Origin of the sequence: Bradyrhizobium barranii subsp. barranii, assembly GCF_017565645.3 — a bacterium.
GTDB classification, from domain to species: Bacteria; Pseudomonadota; Alphaproteobacteria; order Rhizobiales; family Xanthobacteraceae; genus Bradyrhizobium; species Bradyrhizobium barranii.
In genome coordinates this window covers 1,692,590-1,709,763 of record NZ_CP086136.1, presented here as the reverse complement: position 1 = coordinate 1,709,763, position 17,174 = coordinate 1,692,590, and the positions used below count along the sequence as shown (strand labels likewise).

Here is a 17,174-nt window from a genome sequence, read left to right as displayed (position 1 = left end):
CGCTAGATCCGCCGCATCCAGAGCCCGCCGAGGATCAGACCGCCGCCATTGACGAACGCCATCCAGAGCGGGAACGCCTCGCCGATGTAGAAGAAACCGATCAGCGTCAGCGCAGCGATGCCGAGACCGATCGCGACGAAGGCATAGCCGAACCAGAGACCTGCGAGCGTATAGAACAGCATGAAGTAGAGCGGCCAGAACGCGCCGAGCTGGCGTGGACCGAAATGGCCAACGACGTTGGTGCAGAGATAGCCGAAAGCGAAGAACAGCACGAAGACCAGAACGAGCCTGACATCGAAGGCGGCACCATGCGGACGGGGCGATGGATTGAGCAACCGGATTCCGACCAGACCGCCGACGCCCAGAATGTCCACGGCAACCCAGGCGTGGACCGCGTAGACCGGCCAGAGCCAGGTCACGAGATTGCCTGCGAACACCAGGACTCCCCACCAGACCGCTGCGAGGCTTGCGAGTTCGTAGAGCTGCGATTGCTTCACGCGCTGGACGATATCGTCGATGTCGGCCAGCGCTGCAGACGCCTCCTTGCTGTCGATCATGACTGGCCTGCTCCGCGCGTTGCCACGTCCTCGGCGATTGCATTGACCGCTTTCGGGTTGGTGACCATGCCCATGTGATTGACGCCGTCGATCATCTTGACGTCGACCGACGGCTTCACCGCCTGCACGGTCTCGGCATATTTGTCCGAGATCATCATCTCATCGTCGGCGCCGCCGAAAATCGTCATCGGGTGTGTCACCCCGGGCAGATCGAGGCGATAACCGCGTGTCGCAAAGTTGCGCATCAGGCGGTCGGAATAGGTAGAGGTGAGGTACTTGGCCGAATTCGCCGGCACGGCGAAGGCGAGCACCGGAAGCTGCGCACAGCATTCGATGCCGAGCTTGCGCAGCGCCGCCAGCCCGAAGTAGCGCGGAAGGTCAGCATTTGCCCAACCGCCGGCGTGCGGTTTGTTGGTCGGCGCGTCGTAGCCGAGATAGGGCGCGATCAGGACAGTGCGGACGAACAGGTCCTGCATGATCGGCGTCGCGGCAACACGCAACGAGAAGCCGGCGCCGGCGGAATGACCAATCAAGGTCAGCGGCAAATCGGGCGCGGCCTTACGGACATGGGCGACGAAGTCGACCAGATCGTCCTCGAGCTGGCCGACATAGCCGATATCACCGCGCGTGCCGGAGGCGCCATGGCCGCGCGTGTCGAGTGCCCAGGTTTCGACGCCGTGCGCGGCGAATGCCGCCGTCAGGGCATGATTGACGGTGCCGGAGGAACCGGACGAGCCGTGGATGAACATGGCGCCGCGTCCAGTGTCCGCGCCCTTGGGCGCATAGTGACGAAAGCCGAGCCAGGTGCCGTCGCGGGCCTGGAAGCGCTCCAGCGGCGGGAGGGTGGACCAGTCGATCCCCTTGGCGGAGTCCGAGACCGAGCGCATCTCAGGTGGCCGCTCCAGCGGCGTCGCGATCAGGGCGGTGAGCAGCAGCGCGACTGCGCCAACCGCGCACAGGCCCCATTTCAACAGGCTTAGAGAACCCGCAGCAACCGCATCGCCATCGTGCAAACTCCGTTGAACTGACCAACTATAGATAACTCTATAATACAGAGTACTCTCCATATCAATCCCCGGATTGGCGCCGCGCGGCGAAAATCCTTAACGTCGGGTCTGACCCCAAAATGCCGAATCGTTTGCCGATGCCGCCTGCGGAACCACTGCTCAACGCCCCCGAATTCACCGTCTCCGAGCTCTCGCAGTCCCTGAAGCGGACGGTCGAGGACGCCTTTGGCCATGTCCGGGTCCGCGGCGAGATCTCAGGCTTCCGTGGCGCCCACTCCTCCGGCCACTGCTATTTCGCGCTCAAGGACGAGAGCGCCAAGATCGAGGCGGTGATCTGGAAGGGCGTGCACGGGCGGATGCGCTTCAAGCCCCAGGAAGGGCTCGAGGTCATCGCCACCGGCAAGCTCACGACCTATCCGGGCTCTTCCAAGTACCAGATCGTGATCGAGGCGCTGGAGCCGGCCGGCATCGGCGCGCTGATGGCGCTGATGGAGGAGCGCAAGAAGAAGCTCGCCGCCGAGGGCCTGTTCGACGAGGCGCGCAAGCAGTTGCTGCCCTGGCTGCCGGAGGTGATCGGCGTGGTGACCTCGCCGACCGGCGCCGTCATCCGTGACATCCTGCATCGGCTGGAGGACCGCTTTCCCCGCCACGTGCTGGTGTGGCCGGTCAAGGTGCAGGGTGAAGGCTCGGCCGAGCAGGTCGCTGCCGCGATCCGCGGCTTCAATGCGCTGCCGGAAGGCGGCAAGATTCCGCGGCCCGACGTGCTGATCGTCGCACGCGGCGGCGGCTCGCTGGAGGACCTCTGGTCGTTCAACGAGGAGATCGTGGTGCGGGCGGCGGCCGAGAGCATGATCCCGCTGATCTCCGCGGTCGGCCACGAGACCGACATCACGCTGATCGACTTCGTCGCCGACAAGCGCGCGCCGACACCGACGGCGGCGGCCGAGATGGCGGTGCCGGTGCGCAGCGATCTGTTCGTCGAGGTCGCCGATCTCGCGCGGCGCACCCGGGCCTATTGGCAGCGTGCCCATGAGAGCCGCCGCAGCGAGCTGCGCGCCGCCGCGCGCGCCCTGCCCGCGGCGGGCGATCTGCTCGCAATCCCGCGGCAACGGCTGGATTCGGCGGGCGCGTCGCTACCTCGCGGCCTCAAGGCCAACACGCACGCGCATTTCCGCCGGTTTACCGCTGCGAGCGCAAAGCTGACGCTGCGGGTGCTGCACGGGCAGATTTCGCAGGCCGATCACCGCCTCACCGTGTGCGGCGAGCGGCTCGGCCTGTCCGCGCGCTCGCTGCTGCGGCAACGGCGCGACCGTTTCGCCGGGCTGGAGGTGCGCTTGCGCGCCTCGAAACTTTCGAATGCACAGGCGCAGCGCAACGCAATTGCCCGCCAGCGCGAGCGCACGCATCGTTTGGCCGAACGCGCGGGCCGCGCGCTTGTCACGTTGTTGCAGCGGCTGGATGCCCGCATCGAGAACAGCGGCAAGCTGCTCTCGGCCTTGTCGTATCGCGGCGTGCTCGCGCGCGGTTTTGCCTTGGTGCGGGATGAAGCCGGCCATCCCTTGCATTCGGCCGACGCGATTGGTCCCGGCGCACGCCTCGAGATCGAGTTTGCGGACGGCCGTGTCGGCGCGACGGCGGATGCGGATCGCCCGGCGCCGACGGCAAAGCGTGCGCCGGCGCAAGCAAAGCCGGCCGCACAGGACGCCAAGCCCGCGCCGAAGCGCGCGGGCAAGCCGGTGGATCAGGGCACGTTGTTCTGAGGCGCGAGGATAGCGCTCCACTCTCGGTGTCATTTCCCGCGAAAGCGGGGAATCCAGTACGCCGCGGCGTCTCGGTGAATCATAGCAGCCTCGGCGTACTGGATCGCCCGGTCAAGCCGGGCGATGACAGTGAGTGTGGGGGACGCGTGTCGCCACAACCTCGTCATTGCGAGCGTACCCCCGCCTACCGGCAGGACAATCCCGCGTCGATCGTGGTCCAGAAGCCGCAATGTTCCGGCGCGATCATCGGCGCGCCGGCGTGGGCTTCGAACAGGAAGATCGCGACGGTGAAGACGATCAGTGCGGATGAGAACAGGACGAAGCGATTGCGCATGAGGACTGCGTTTAATCGACATCGTGGTCGAACTAAGGCGCCGTCACCTGCTGAAACCGTCGCGACACGCGATACGTAGATTCACGGTCGGCCATACTCCGTGCAGGGCGGTGGTCGATGCGGGGCTGTCCGCCAGATTTGTTCCTCGGGCGGCCCCGCTTCCGCCTTCGCTCTATCGAGCTACGGCGGGACAAGTCCGCTCCATCCGGGCTACAAACCCTCACCGCGCCAGCCACTCCGCGACTTCTTCCTTCTGCGACTCCGCGCGCGCCTCTGCGTCCGTGCCGAGATGGCCGTGCTCGGGCGCGGCGGCGTCGGTGGTACCGGCAGCTGCATGCAGCGGCATATTGGCCCGGTCGAAATCGTGATAGGCGCCGGGATAGACTACGATGCGCGTGAGCGCGCTGCGGCCGCGGGCGCCGTCGACCATCTGGCGGCAGGCCGGCGGCGACGAGACGTCGTCATTGGCGCCGATCAGCACCAGGGTCGGCACCCGCGCGCTCCAGCCGAGGCCGGCGGAGATCCGGCAATCCGGATAGAACGCGATCGCCGCGCGAAAATCCGGCCCGGCTTCGCGCGCGGCGCTCTGCGGACGCACCGCCCAGAGCAGTGCGCTGGCGCCGTTGGCCCAGCCGATCAGGCTGACGCGGTCGCGCGCGACCCAAGTCTGCTTCATCAGCCAGGCGCGCGAGGCCGCGATGTCGGCGACGCGCTCGCGCCGCGCCTTGATGTGCATCTCCTTGACGCGGCATTGCGGCCCGAGCTCGCGCGAGCCGTAGCTGTCGGGCAGCAGCACGGCGTTGCCGGCCTTCAGCAATTGCAGCGCCCAGTCGCGATAGCGCGGCAGCACCGATTCTGAATGATTGCCAAGGCCGCCGCAGCCGTGCAGCGCGATCACGGTCGGAAACGGCCCCTCGCCTTCGGGCTTGTAGAGCTGCCCATGCAGGATTCCGGACGACAGCGGAATGTCGACCTGCTGCGGCGCCGGCGCGGCGTGCGCGGCCGACATCAGCAACATCAGGAACAGGGCGGTCAGTCGAAGGCGCATCGGATTCTGCCGTGGAAGATGCCGGAACCGGCCATCCCTCGCGCGAAGCACTATCATGCGGAAACGGCGGCAAAACATCACAAACCGGTGGGTTTACCGGGCGGACAAGCCACCCTATCTATGCTAAATCCGGTGCAACACATCGTGCCCTCCAGGGTTTTCCACGGAGAGGCCTTCCACGGAGACTTTCGACCGTGCTGAACAAGTTCGGCCCCTCGGGCCATGGCGAAGCGCAGGTGCAATATCTCGACGGCGATTTCCGCGTGATCTCGCCAGGGACCTTCGTGCGCTGCGCGATCACCGACACGCGGATACCGCTCGACGAATTGAAGTACTGGAGCGTGGACCTGCAAGAGGCCTACGCCACGCCCGCCGCCGTGCTGCAGCGGCATTTCCCCGGCGCGCTGAAGCCACAGCCGTGAGGCCGCGCCTGCGCTTCTATTGCTGTTCAGTGGCATCTCCGCCCACGCAGGTCTTGATGAAGGTCTTCCTGGGCTCGCCGACGACCTTCTGATCGATCGCCTGCTTGAGGCAATCGACCCGTGCCTGCGCCATGCAGAGCTGCATCTGATCGCGCCTGTCCTGGCCCTTCAGGCTTTGCGTCGTCGCAAGGCACGTGACGCGCTTGGTCGCGGGGACTGGCACCGTGCTGGTTGGAGCAGCGGGAGCCGTCGTCGGCGGCGTCTGCGCAAACACGGGCGCAATGATCAGACACACAAGACTGGCAGCGACGGCTGCGGATGGCAGTTTCATCGGATCCTCCTGATCGTCTGGAACCGATAGGCGTCTAGCGATGAATGTTGCCTGAATGGTAGGCTGCTACAGGGTGAGCAAAGTGTAGCTGTCCCGCCGGCGTCGCACGAGCGGCACAGCTTATCGCGCAGCAGGAGGATGGAGACGATGTTCGCGCGCACCTGAACTGCGCACCTCGCCGCCGAAATGATCTCCGTCGCGCCGATCCGCGTTGCATCGAATCGCGCTTGCACTCCGTAGTAAGTCACTTCGCGCTGTGGTTGGATTTTTCGTTGCGGTTCGGCGCCCTCAGGTTGTTTGACGAAGTCTTGGTGAAACAGAGCGCTGCTAAACTGCGTGTTAGGTAATTAGCCCTGCTCTTTTATCGCGCAGACAATCAAGTCAACCAAACGGCCATTGAGCTTTGGAATTGGCGCAGTCTGTGAACGGGCTCATATCGAAGAGCCATCTGGCGGGCTACCATCACCTCGAAAATTCGCGGTGGAATATTTTGTAGATCGAAAGTCAAAGGATGGGGGTGATCATGCCCACCATACTAGACATGCTCTATCGTGAATATTGCCGCGCCCGCCTCGCTGAAATGCGGAAACAGCTTCTGATCATAGCTCAACGCTCTGAAGCTTCCGAAGCGCATCATCATCTTGCGGATCAGGGTGACGATGAGAGGACGGACGCACAACGCAAGACCGGTCGCGGCGTGCCGCATTGAAGCGGCCCGAGACCGGCGAACTCTCCCGCGTAGCAGTGACCAAGCAATTGGCGGCAGTTTGGGAGCAAGCGATGAATACACCCGAATGCTATACTGTCATGGTGGCCTGCGTCTCGTGCCTGACCATCATCGGAATGATGGCTGTTGGAGCCTGGTGAGGGGACTGACCGCTGAGCCGGGATTGCATGCCCTTGACGGGTCCGCTGGCAAGCACGTTCAGTCGGACCTGTGGCGCCGGACACAGCACGCGCCCTCCGCATCGTCCGTCGATAGACGCCGGAAGGCCTTCGCCTCGCCTCAGCGCGCAGACCTGCTTTTTGCTGTGAGGTAAGCGTTGCCGCCGCCCGATACGATTGCGGCGGCATCGCTTGAGATCCGGATGTCAGCCTCCGGGCGGACTATACGAAGAGCGCAGCTTCGCCGCGTTCTGGCGGACCTGCTTGATCTCGTCCTGCGTGAACAGCCGGGTCAGTTTCACGTTCTGCAGGGTGCCCACCGTGACGGTCAGACCGGAGATGGCCGGAGCCGTGCTCGGATCAGGCACATCGAAAATCACCAGAACGCCCGGACCGTCGGCAGCAACGCTGTACATCGAAATCAGCTTGCCGCCGGCCGCTTCAATGAGTTTTGTCGCCGCCTCCTGGCGATTGATCGTGGGGTTTTCCAAAATGGCGTTGAGAGCGCGTGGTGTATATTGTCCAGTGAGGCAAAAATGCATGGCATGTTCTCCTCTGAGCTTTTGGCAATAACTCTCCGGCCGTTCCGAACTGATCGTAACGGTCTCGCATCTGAAATGATGATGGTACGTTGCCCGCCGTGGGCATAAACGCCGCCGATGATTGCCGGGAGTTCGGCACGTCCCGGTGACGGCTCTCATGCGAGGCTACATCAACTCCCGAACGTGCGGAAGACAATTCATCCGCCGCGACATGTCGCCCCGGTCAATTGTCGCATATCGCATGGCGCGCGGTGTTGGGCTACGGCGGAGCGCTTTGCCCACACCAGGAAATCATCAAGAAATCATCGCCTGCCGAACCGCCGCTCGCGCGCCTTGTAGAGATGATCGCTGATCAATTGCCGGAGCGCTGCCGGATCATCGAATTCGAGCTGCACCGCGAACGGCACGATGCCGTCAGGCACGCCTTCGCGGCCGCGCAGGCGCGCTAGATCCTTTTCCGTCGTCACCAGCGTGAGTTGCTCGCGCTGCGCCTCCGCTGCGAGCGCCGCGATCTCGTTCTGCGAAAACATGTGGTGATCGGCGAAGGGGCGCGTGCGCGCGACCTCGATGCCGCAGGCGCGCAAGCTGCGGAAGAAACGCTGGGGATCGCCGATGCCGGCGAACGCAAAGACTCGTTTGCCGAGGAGTTGCGCGACCGAGGCCGCATCCGGCTTCAGGCGCGCGCGCAGCTCCGGCTTGTTGCGCTTCGCAAGCTCCGCCGCGACATCGTTGGCGGCATGGCCATTGCCGATCAGCACCAGCGCATCGGTGCGCGCGAGCTGCGCCTTCAGCGGCGCGCGCAAGGGACCGGCCGGAAACACCTTGCCGTTGCCGAGGCCGCGCTCGCTGTCGATCACGATCAGGGAGGCGTCCTTCAGCAGGCGCGGGTTCTGGAAACCGTCGTCCATCAGGACCACGGTCGCGCCCCGCGACTTCGCGAGCGCAACGCCTTCGAGACGGTCGTGCGCGACCACGACAGGAACGTCGCGCACCATCATCAGCGGCTCGTCGCCGACGTCGGAAGCGGTGTGGCGCTCGCGGTCGACCATGACCGGACCCTTGAGGCGCCCGCCATAACCGCGGCTGAGCACCACCGGCGTCTCGCCGAGCTCGCGCAACAGCTTCGTCAGTGCGAGCACGGTCGGCGTCTTGCCGGCGCCGCCGACATGGTAGTTGCCGACGCAGATCACGGGGATGCCGGCGTCAAAGCCCTGGCGCAACATGCGCCGTTCGGTGATCGCGCCATAGAGCAAGCCCAACGGCCGTAACGCATGAGACTTGAAGGAACGCGGCCGGTACCAGAAGGCCGGCTCACGCATTGGCGGCCCCCATCTCGATGGTGAGCTGCAGGAGATAGGGCTCGAGCGCCGTCATGGTGCGATTGAGCGCGCCGCCGAGATCCTCGACCACGCCTGAGCCTGCGCGCTGCATCCCGTCGCGCACCGTGGGATCGGCCAGCAGCTGGCCGAGCTGCTTGACCAGCGCCTCCTGTGTGTCGGCCTGGCGCGCGCCACCGCTGCTATCAAGCGCCTCGTAGACATCGGCGAAGTTGAAGACGTGCGGACCATGGACGATCGCAGCGCCGAGCTTGATTGCCTCGATCGGATTCTGGCCGCCATGACGGATCAGCGATCCGCCCATGAACACGACCGGCGAGAGGCGGTAGAACAGGCCGAGCTCGCCCATGGTGTCGGCGACATAGACGTCGGTCGCGGCCGTCGGCAATTCCTCGCGCGAGCGCAACGCGGGCTTCAGGCCCGACGCCGTGATCAGGCCCGCGATCGAGGTGCCGCGATCCGGATGCCGCGGCACGATCACGGTCAGAAGCTGCGGGAAGAAACCGACGAGGCTGCGATGCGCCGCGACCAGCATCTCGTCCTCGCCCGTATGGGTCGAGGCCGCGACGATGATCGGGCGGCCGCGCGTCATCGCCATCAGCCGCTCGAGCTTGGCGGGATCGGCCGGCGGCGCGGCCACGTCGAGCTTGAGATTGCCCGTGGTGACCACGTCGCGGCCGCCGAGCGCGGAGAAACGTTCAGCATCGGTCTTCGATTGCGCCAGGCAGATGTCGAACCGCGACAGCAGCGCCGAGATGGTGCCGTACATCCGCCGCCAGCGCGGGAAGGAGCGCGGTGACATCCGCCCGTTGATCAGCACCATCGGCAGGCGGCGCGCGGCGCCCGCCAGGATCAGGTTCGGCCACAAATCGGATTCGATGAACAGCGCCAGCGACGGCTTCCAGTGATCGAGGAAGCGCGCGACATAGCGCGGGGAATCATACGGCACGTATTGATGGATGACGTCGGGCGGAAAGCGCTTTGCGACGACGGCGGCGGAGGTGACGGTGCCCGAGGTGAGCAGGATGCGCAGATTGAGGTCGCGCAGGCGCTCGATCAGCGCGGCTGCGGCAAGCACCTCGCCGACGCTGGCGCCGTGAATCCAGACCAGGGGGCCGTGCGGACGCACGTCCCGGGACAGGCCTCGCCGCTCGCCGACGCGGGCGGGATCCTCCTTGCCCTGCTTCAGCCGCCGCTTGATCAGCGCCGGCGCAAGCGGCACCAGGCCCGAGGCCAGGCGCCGGTACATCCGCAGCGTTATCGGCAGCGAGTTAGCCATCTTGGGGCCCCGGACGGCCGAGTTGCGCATAGGCGCGGCGGGTTGCCTCGTTCAAGGTCTCTTCCAGCTCCAGCCGCAGCGCTTCCATGGTGGCGGCGTCGGCATCCGGCGGCACGTGGATTTCCTTGATGCCGACCAATGCGCCCCGCCCGAACGGCAGGTTGATGGTGGTGCGGTCCCAGTTCTTGAGCCGGATGAAGCGGCTGGTCGCCATCGCGAAAGGCATGATCGGCCGCCCCGATTCCCGTGCCAGCATGATGATGCCGAGCCCGGCCACGCGCGAGCGCTTGGGGACATCGGCGGTCAGCGCGACATTACAACCGTCCTGGAGCGTGTGCACCATTTCCCTGAACGCCCCCACCCCGCCCTTGCGGTGGAAGGCGCCGCCGTGGTCACCCGAACCACGGATCAGGCCGATGCCGAGCCGCTCGACGGCGATCGCGTTGAACTCGCCGTCGCGATGCCGCGAGATAAGGACCTTGGCCCGGTAGGAGTCCTTGGTCTTGATGAAGGGCGTGAGGAAATGCTGGCCGTGCCAGAAGGCGAAGATCGCGGGGATCTGCGGCTCGACGATGTCATAGACGTCAGGCGGATCGAACGTGAATTTGTTGGTCCGCCAGACCAGACGCAGATATTCGGCCGCCAGAACCCCGACGGCACGCTGAAGCCAGCTGCTTCGCAGCGTATTGCGAAGCAGTTTTTTCAACGTGCCGGTTCTTGATTCGGGTCGAGCAGCCGATGGAGATGGACGATGAAATAGCGCATCTGCGCGTTGTCGACCGTGCTCTGCGCCTTGGCGCGCCAGGCGACGTGCGCGGACGCATAGTTCGGATAGAGGCCGACGATCTCTACGTCATCGAGGTTCTTGAAGGTGTTGTGCTCGAGATCGAGCAATTCGCCGCCGATGACGAGATGCAGCAATTGTTGCGGGGCACTATCTGGCATGGGTTCTGTTCCTAACGGGCTGCCCGGCAAAGCAGTGTTCGAGAAGCACGGCGGACGCACTCAGGGCAAGGGCCGATTTCGAAAATGCGCGACGATGCCCGCATGACGATCGCGACCCGCTGCCACCAGCACCCCGTGCGTGACTTCCCGGCGGTTATAGAGGATGGGATCTCCGGAGAGGTCGCTCATCCTACCATCCGCTTCCTGCACGATCAAATCGGCCGCCGCAAGGTCCCAATCATGGCTGTTGCCCCCGGCAAAAGCGGCATCCAGCACGCCATCGGCGACCCGGCACAGGCGCAGCGCGAGCGAACCGATTCGCGGATGCAGCTTGATGTCGCCGCCAGCCGTATTGAGCCGCTCGACCATCGGCTTCGGGCCGGCGACGCGGGAGAAGTCGAGTGCGGATCCGGACGCCGCCCGCACGGCTTTGCCGTTGAGCGTCGTGCCCTGCCCGCGGGCCGCAAAGAAGAACTCGTCGGTCGCGGGCGCGAACACCGCAGCCAGCACCGGCGAGGCGTCCTCGACCAGCGCGACGCTGACGCACCATTCGTCATGGCCGCCGAGATAATTGCGGGTGCCGTCGATGGGATCGACCACCCAGGTCCGCCGCCGCGACAGCCGCACCTCGTCGTCGGCGCTCTCCTCGGACAGCCAGCCATAATCGGGCGTCGCCGAGCGCAGGCGCGCTTCGAGCAAATCGTTGACGGCAATGTCGGCTTCCGACACCGGCGAGGACGCGCCCTTGGTCCACTTCCTCAATTCGGTGCGGAACATCGACTGCGCGAGGCTGCCTGCCTCCCGCACCGCGTCCCGCAGCAGCGCCGCGTCGCGCGTCAGGATGGTTTCGTCCGTTGCATGCGCGTCAGCGTCCGCCAAGCGTCAAACCCTCGATGCGCACCGTCGGCGCATTGATGCCGTAGCGGAACTCGAGATTGTTCGCCGGCTGCATCGATTTGAAGATCTCGAACAGATGGCCCGCGATCGTGACTTCGCTGACGGGATAAGTCAGCTCGCCATTCTCGATCCAGAAGCCGGAGGCGCCGCGGCTGTAATCGCCGGTGACGCCGTTGACGCCGGAGCCGATCAGGTCGGTGACGTAGAAGCCCTGCTTGATGTCGGCGATCAGCTCGGCCGGGGTCGGCGTGCCCGGTTCGAGGTGCAGATTGTACGGCCCAGGCGACGGCGAGGACGAGACGCCGCGATGGGCGTGGCCCGTGGTGGTGAGGCCGAGCTCGCGCGCAGTCGCGCAGTCGAGCAGCCAGGTCGTCAGCACGCCCTCGTCGACCAGCGCGATCTTCTTCACCGCGACGCCTTCGGCATCGAAGGTCTGCGAGCGCAGGCCGCGCTTGCGCAGGGGATCGTCGATGATGCGGATGTTCCTGGCGAACAGCTGCTGGCCGAGCTTGTCCTTCAGGAAGCTGGTCTTGCGTGCGATCGAGGCGCCGTTGATGGCACCGACGACATGGCCGACCAGCGAGCCCGCAACGCGCGGATCGAACACGACCGGCACCTTGCAGGTCTCGACCTTGCGCGGATTGGAACGCGCCACGGTGCGCTCGCCGGCGGAACGGCCGACGACTTCCGGCGACAGGAGATCGGCGCCGTGCGGCGCAGAGGTGAAGTCGTAATCACGCTCCATGCCGGTGCCTTCGCCCGATATCGCGGTCGCCGAAATGCCCTGGCTGGAACGCAAATAAGAACCATGGAAGCCGGTGCTGGTGACGAGCACCATGCCGCCCATGCCGGCGGAGGCGGAAGCGCCGCCGGACTTGGTCACCCCCTTCACGGCGAGCGCGGCAGCCTCGGCTTCGAGCGCGCGGCGCTCGAGCTCGGAGGTCGCGGGCACGTCGGGATCGAGCAGATCGAGATCGGGGAAGTCGCGCGCGAGCAGCGCGGGATCGGCCAGGCCGACATATTTGTCGTCGGGCGCGACGCGCGCCATCGCCACCGCGCGCTCGGCAAGCTTGGTCACGGCATCGCCGCTGACGTCGTTGGTCGAGACCACCGCCTGGCGCTGGCCGACCAGCACGCGCAGCCCGACATCGTCACCCTCGGAGCGTTCCGATTCCTCGACGCGCCCGTCACGCACCTCGACGCCCTGCGAGACGCCGCGCACGGCGACCGCATCGGCCGCATCCGCACCGGCGCGCTTGGCCGCCTCGACCAGCCGCTGCGCGAGATCGGAGAGCGCGGTCTGATCGAACAGGTCGCGATTGGCTTTGGACGAATCCTGGGGCGAAAGCGTCGAGCTTGGTGAAGGGTTCACAAACGAAATCCTGTTGCGGCGGGAGGTTTCGGGGCGATACCGGCCCTGAACACCAGATGTGCCCAATTGGTACGGACTTCAAGCGTTTTCAGCCCGCAAAAAGCTCAGATTCGCAAGTCCGGCGCAACGTCTCGTCAATCATGCGTGCCAAGGTCTTGTCAATCATGAGCGGCGGTGACGCTGGATTAACCAGCCTTTTTAAGTGGTTTCGGAACGGCGCGCGCTAAGGTCCTCGCATCGACCGGGAACATAATCCCGGCGGGGAGAACTAAAGCCGTGAGGCGTCAAACAGCAACAAGCGGGATCGCTCCCGCCGGGTCGGGCCGCAGCTTGCGGCTCGACCCTCTTTCCCTTCCGGTCCGCTTCGATGCGCACGATCCGCGCGCCGACGGATACACCAGGCAGATCGAGCTTCATCGCGAGCGTGTCGTGCTGCGCCGTGCCGTCCGCGGCATGCAGATGGCGATCAACGTCCGCGTCAGCGACTTCATCGGCGTTGCGTTGCGCGGCAATGACGAGGCGCAGACCCTCGTCCTTGTGCATCGCGATCCCTCGCTGTCCGTTCCGCTGCTGGTCAGCACCGATGGCGACGAGCTCGCCGAGGCCTGGGCGATCTGGAGCGAGCTGTTTGCGCTTCCGCAGCTCGACGAAGGTGCCCGCAAGCCGACGCCGCGCCGTCGTCGCGCCAACGCGATCCGCGCCCGCCGTCCGAAATTTTTGATGCGCCGGCGCACCGCCATGACGCGCGAGCTGTCGGTTCATCAGGGCGAACGCGAGATCATCGCAAGGAATTGAACGGCACGCACAGCGCCGTAGGGTGGGCAAAGCGAAAGCGTGCCCACCTTTTTGATCTCAATCCCGGGAAGATGGCGGGCACGGCGCAAGAGCGCCTTTGCCCACCCTACGGGCTACGCCGCCCGCATCACCGCGTCGACCAGCAATCCCGCAAACAGCAGGAAGCCCGCATACTTGTTCGAGAAGAACAGGCGCTTGCAGAGCAAGGGGTCGCTGATATCCAGCCGCACGATCTGCGAGGCCAGATGCACGGCGAACGCCGCAAGCCCGAGCCAGGCCGGCCAGCGCGCATCGCCTGAGGCCAGCGCGACGCCGATCAGCATCACCGCAAGCCCGTAGAACAGGATCAGCGCCTGGTGCGTGTGCGCGCCGAACAGCCGCGCGGTGGACTTGATGCCGATCAGCGCGTCGTCCTCGGCGTCCTGGTGCGCATAGATCGTGTCATAGCCGATCACCCACGAAATCGATCCCGCATAGAGCACCAGCGCGGTCAATTCGATGCGACCAAAGGTGACGGCAAATCCCATCAGCGCGCCCCAGGAGAAGGCGAGGCCGAGCACGATCTGCGGCCACCAGGTGATGCGCTTCATGAAGGGATAGATCGCGACGATCAAAAGCGAGGCAATGCCGGTCAGGACCGCGAAGCGGTTGAATTGCAGCAGCACCACGAGACCGGTCAGTGCCTGCGCGACCATGAAGGCCAGCGCCTGCCTGGTCGTCACCTGCCCCGACGGCAGCGGCCGCGAGCGGGTGCGCTCGACCTTGTCGTCGAGATCGCGGTCGGTGATGTCGTTCCAGGTGCAGCCTGCTCCGCGCATGACGAAGGCGCCGATGAAGAACAGCACGATGGTGAGCGGCAGGCCGCGGACGTCGTGCGCCATGCCGGCAGCGAGCGCCGCCGACCACCAGCACGGCATCAACAGGAGCCAGGAGCCGATCGGACGATCGAAGCGCGACAGGCGCAAATAAGGCCGCGCCCATTGCGGCGCGAGCGTATCGACCCAGTTGCCGGTGGAATCGGCAACGCGGGCGGATGTATTACTCATCGGGTGAGGACGTTGCCGTTGAGCGTATCGAAGGTGCTGCCGCCCTTCTTGCCGGCATTGGCTTCAGGCGCCGAGCCCGAGCCCAGCACCTCGCTCAGCGACGGACCGGCCGGACCGCGCGGCTGGTTCTGCATCTGCTGCGCGACGTTGCAGACCTTCGTCGCCATGGCCTCGGTGTTCTTGTGGCCGTCCTTCATCTGCGCGCTGACCTGCGCCGGAATCCCGCACTTCGAGGCGTTGACCTCGATGTACTTGATCATCTTGGTCTCAGCCTGGCTGAAATTGCGGATCAGCTTGCAGGCTTCGTCCGGCGACGCGTGACGATCGCTCGCGGCCTTGATCAGCTTGCCGCGCTTCTCGGCTTCCTCGCGCAGCGGCATGAAGGTTTTCATGCAGTCCTCGCCGGGACCGCCTTGCGTCGGCGGGGTGGCGCTGAAGGCACCTGCGCCACCGACGGGCGCGGCGCCGTTCACGGGAAACGATCCTTGGGGCGCTGCACCGACCGAAGCGCTCGGCGCCGAGCCGTTCACGGGCGGAAACGCGGAACTGGTTGGGGCTTGGCCAGGCAGCGGCGCAGGGAAGCCCTGCGCGTGGGCACCCGCGGCGCCCAGGGTGACCATGGCGGCAGTGATCGGAACCATCAAACGACGGATCATCAAGGCAGTCTCTCCGGCAGGAGCTTACGGGGTTCGGCGTCTTCCCAAATTGAAGCGCAACCAGCGTGCTCGCGATTTTACGATTCCCGCCGGCCCTTAACAACCCGTCGAATAGGGCAAGAGCGCGGCGCGCCGACGCACCGATTCGGCAATATTTACCCCCGAAATGGCGGCTTTCGGTTAATAACGGCGGTAAATTGGACCTTTGAACGATGCCCTCCCACGATTTTCGCGCCCCCCGCCTGTTTGTCGATGTCCCCCTTGCCCAGGACGCCAGGGTTCCGCTCGACCGCGACCAGAGCAATTATCTCGGCAATGTGCTGCGGCTTACCGCCGGGGCCGAGGTTTTGGCGTTCAACGGCCGCGACGGCGAGTGGCAGGCCGCGATCGAAGGCCGCAAGCGGCCGGACGGCCTCGTCATCCTCCAGCAGGCCCGGCCCCAGGACCGGCTCGCCGACCTCACCTACGTCTTTGCCCCGCTCAAGCATGCCCGGCTGGACTACATGGTCCAGAAGGCCATCGAGATGGGCGCCGCCGCGCTTCAGCCGGTCCTGACCCGCTTCACCCAGGCCTCCCGGGTCAACACCGAGCGGATGCGTGCCAATGTGGTCGAGGCCGCCGAGCAATGCGGCATCCTCAGCATCGCCACGGTGGCCGAGCCGGTGCCGCTGGACCGGTATCTCAGTCAGCGCCCTGCCGACCGGCTGCTCATCTTCTGCGACGAGGCGGCGGACGTCCAAAATCCCGTTCAGAGCCTGCAAGACGCGCGCGAGGCCGGACAAGGTATCGAGGTGCTGATCGGCCCCGAAGGCGGCTTTGCCGAGGAAGAGCGCGCCCTGCTGCTGCGGCAGCCGAAAATCCTGCGGCTGGCGCTGGGACCCCGGATCATACGGGCCGACACGGCCGCCGTGGCGGCGCTGGCGCTGGTGCAGGCGGTGCTGGGCGATTGGAATGGCACCTAACCTAGCCAAGCGAACCTAACGTCGATTCGCGCGCGGCGGCTCTACTGGTTCGCGCTTCAGATGACCTCTCGCTTCGACCGATGCAGGGTCTCGGACGGCAGCTCTCCGAAAGCCGCCCTGTAGCTCGCTGCGAACTCGCTCAGATGCCAGAAGCCATGGCCGATTGCGCAGGCCTTCACACTGCGACGAGCCGGGCCGGTGCGCAGCTGCTTTCGCACCGACCAGAGGCGCAAGACCCGGCTGTAGCGATGAGGGCTCATGCCGCAGATGGCCTGCGTCGCACTCTGGAGGGTCCGAACGGACACGCCCACCCGCTCTGCCAGTTCGGTCGTCTTGTGCCAGATCGCGAGATCGTGGCGGATCAATCGTTCCGTCTCTGCGACGATCCGCTGATAGCTGTCCGTCGTGGAGTGCATGGGCCCGCGCTTCACGTTGGACCGAATGGCAGCATCCATTGCGGCGAACAGGGATTGTTCGACCGCCGTTCGCGACGTCGGCTCGTTCAGGAAGTCTGGATCATGTGCCGCGGTTTCAAGCGTCGTGGAAATCGAGCCATGCAGGGAGGCAAGTACTTCCGATGCCGGACTCAGCAAATGATAGCCGTCATCCAGCTGAGACCAGGGCTCGCGCTCGGGCGGGCTGAAATAGGCGACAGCCCACAAACGCCCCGCCGGCTCATAGACCAGGCAATCGGATCTCCCCTTGAGAACGAGTATGGAGCTGCCAATTGATTGCCCGTTGATGCGGGTGGAGGTCACGTGGTCCATCGGCACCGCCACCGCGATGGCGTGCGCCAGATCATAGCCGCGAATGATCCGCGGGAAGGTCTTCACCAGAGACAGCGTCAGGATCGGCAGGCTGAGCCGGGCGCGCTTGATTGCAGTCGCCCCGGCCGACAGCGGCATGCTGGATGCGCCGACATATCTCTCACTCTCTCCGAAATGATCGATGTCGTACGATCGGAGCTCGAGAGCCGCCGATGGCTTGAGACCCTGGAAC

19 protein-coding genes and 1 pseudogene are annotated in these 17,174 nt (G+C 65.3%); 4 read left to right on the top strand and 16 right to left on the bottom strand.

The genetic code is table 11. The annotated features are described in order from the left end of the window. Nucleotides 1-2: 2 nt before the first annotated feature. Nucleotides 3-557 (bottom strand): hypothetical protein, encoded by a 555-nt coding sequence (locus J4G43_RS08340; RefSeq protein WP_208084493.1) that lies wholly within the window; start codon nt 555-557, stop codon nt 3-5. Then, nucleotides 554-1,563: pseudogene (locus J4G43_RS08335) on the bottom strand (alpha/beta hydrolase). The gene J4G43_RS08340 and the pseudogene J4G43_RS08335 overlap by 4 nt, the downstream one beginning before the upstream one ends. A 138-nt stretch (nt 1,564-1,701) precedes the next feature. On the opposite strand from J4G43_RS08335, the gene xseA reads away from it, so the two are divergent. Next, a complete protein-coding gene (xseA, locus tag J4G43_RS08330) occupies nt 1,702-3,324 on the top strand; it encodes an exodeoxyribonuclease VII large subunit (RefSeq protein WP_208089268.1) in 1,623 nt (540 codons plus the stop codon). Nucleotides 3,325-3,508: 184 nt separating this feature from the next. Here the strand turns inward: xseA and J4G43_RS08325 are convergent, their stop codons facing one another. Continuing rightward, nucleotides 3,509-3,658 (bottom strand): hypothetical protein, encoded by a 150-nt coding sequence (locus J4G43_RS08325; protein WP_008130160.1) that lies wholly within the window; start codon nt 3,656-3,658, stop codon nt 3,509-3,511. A gap of 220 nt (nt 3,659-3,878) precedes the next feature. Then, nucleotides 3,879-4,706, bottom strand: a complete 828-nt coding sequence (locus tag J4G43_RS08320) for a dienelactone hydrolase family protein (protein ID WP_208084491.1) — start codon at nt 4,704-4,706, stop codon at nt 3,879-3,881. 194 nt (nt 4,707-4,900) lie between these two features. Here J4G43_RS08320 and J4G43_RS08315 point away from each other — a divergent pair, with 194 nt between their 5' ends. Further along, a complete protein-coding gene (locus J4G43_RS08315) occupies nt 4,901-5,128 on the top strand; it encodes a DUF2093 domain-containing protein (RefSeq protein ID WP_014491939.1) in 228 nt (75 codons plus the stop codon). 16 nt (nt 5,129-5,144) lie between these two features. On the opposite strand, the gene J4G43_RS08310 is transcribed toward J4G43_RS08315, so the two are convergent. From J4G43_RS08310 to J4G43_RS08270, 9 genes are all read right to left on the bottom strand, one after another. Further along, nucleotides 5,145-5,459: a hypothetical protein gene (locus J4G43_RS08310; RefSeq protein WP_208084490.1), complete on the bottom strand. Its 315-nt coding sequence runs from the start codon at nt 5,457-5,459 to the stop codon at nt 5,145-5,147. 535 nt (nt 5,460-5,994) lie between these two features. Further along, nucleotides 5,995-6,165: a hypothetical protein gene (locus tag J4G43_RS08305; RefSeq protein ID WP_166083903.1), complete on the bottom strand. Its 171-nt coding sequence runs from the start codon at nt 6,163-6,165 to the stop codon at nt 5,995-5,997. A gap of 385 nt (nt 6,166-6,550) precedes the next feature. Further along, on the bottom strand, nt 6,551-6,886 hold the full coding sequence (locus J4G43_RS08300; protein ID WP_063985608.1) for a GYD domain-containing protein: 336 nt from the start codon (nt 6,884-6,886) through the stop codon (nt 6,551-6,553). Nucleotides 6,887-7,188: 302 nt separating this feature from the next. Continuing rightward, the gene (gene lpxK, locus J4G43_RS08295; protein ID WP_208084489.1) at nt 7,189-8,205 is read right to left on the bottom strand and encodes a tetraacyldisaccharide 4'-kinase; all 1,017 of its coding nucleotides are present in this window, start codon (nt 8,203-8,205) and stop codon (nt 7,189-7,191) included. Beyond that, nucleotides 8,198-9,532: a 3-deoxy-D-manno-octulosonic acid transferase gene (locus J4G43_RS08290; RefSeq protein ID WP_208084488.1), complete on the bottom strand. Its 1,335-nt coding sequence runs from the start codon at nt 9,530-9,532 to the stop codon at nt 8,198-8,200. The genes lpxK and J4G43_RS08290 overlap by 8 nt, the downstream gene beginning before the upstream one ends. Then, the gene (locus J4G43_RS08285) at nt 9,495-10,208 is read right to left on the bottom strand and encodes a lysophospholipid acyltransferase family protein (RefSeq protein ID WP_071909516.1); all 714 of its coding nucleotides are present in this window, start codon (nt 10,206-10,208) and stop codon (nt 9,495-9,497) included. Before J4G43_RS08285 ends, J4G43_RS08290 begins: the two co-directional genes overlap by 38 nt. Beyond that, nucleotides 10,205-10,447, bottom strand: a complete 243-nt coding sequence (locus J4G43_RS08280) for a DUF4170 domain-containing protein (protein WP_014491932.1) — start codon at nt 10,445-10,447, stop codon at nt 10,205-10,207. The genes J4G43_RS08285 and J4G43_RS08280 overlap by 4 nt, the downstream gene beginning before the upstream one ends. A gap of 60 nt (nt 10,448-10,507) precedes the next feature. Further along, nucleotides 10,508-11,326: a 3'(2'),5'-bisphosphate nucleotidase CysQ gene (locus J4G43_RS08275; protein WP_208084487.1), complete on the bottom strand. Its 819-nt coding sequence runs from the start codon at nt 11,324-11,326 to the stop codon at nt 10,508-10,510. Next, nucleotides 11,313-12,716, bottom strand: coding sequence for a TldD/PmbA family protein (locus J4G43_RS08270; RefSeq protein WP_208084486.1), 1,404 nt, complete (start codon nt 12,714-12,716; stop codon nt 11,313-11,315). Before J4G43_RS08270 ends, J4G43_RS08275 begins: the two co-directional genes overlap by 14 nt. A gap of 276 nt (nt 12,717-12,992) precedes the next feature. Between J4G43_RS08270 and J4G43_RS08265 the strand changes: the two genes are divergently transcribed. After that, a complete protein-coding gene (locus J4G43_RS08265) occupies nt 12,993-13,511 on the top strand; it encodes a DUF6101 family protein (RefSeq protein ID WP_071909513.1) in 519 nt (172 codons plus the stop codon). 113 nt (nt 13,512-13,624) lie between these two features. On the opposite strand, the gene ubiA is transcribed toward J4G43_RS08265, so the two are convergent. Next, on the bottom strand, nt 13,625-14,557 hold the full coding sequence (gene ubiA / locus J4G43_RS08260; RefSeq protein ID WP_208084485.1) for a 4-hydroxybenzoate octaprenyltransferase: 933 nt from the start codon (nt 14,555-14,557) through the stop codon (nt 13,625-13,627). Next, entirely contained in the window at nt 14,554-15,213 is a 660-nt protein-coding gene (locus J4G43_RS08255) for a hypothetical protein (RefSeq protein ID WP_208084484.1), read from the bottom strand. The genes ubiA and J4G43_RS08255 overlap by 4 nt, the downstream gene beginning before the upstream one ends. 212 nt (nt 15,214-15,425) lie before the next feature. Between J4G43_RS08255 and J4G43_RS08250 the strand changes: the two genes are divergently transcribed. Continuing rightward, nucleotides 15,426-16,175: a 16S rRNA (uracil(1498)-N(3))-methyltransferase gene (locus J4G43_RS08250; protein WP_208084483.1), complete on the top strand. Its 750-nt coding sequence runs from the start codon at nt 15,426-15,428 to the stop codon at nt 16,173-16,175. Between the two features lie 56 nt (nt 16,176-16,231). Here the strand turns inward: J4G43_RS08250 and J4G43_RS08245 are convergent, their stop codons facing one another. Then, complete coding sequence (locus J4G43_RS08245) at nt 16,232-17,080, bottom strand: helix-turn-helix domain-containing protein (protein ID WP_225004740.1); 849 nt, start codon at nt 17,078-17,080, stop codon at nt 16,232-16,234. Nucleotides 17,081-17,174 lie beyond the last annotated feature (94 nt).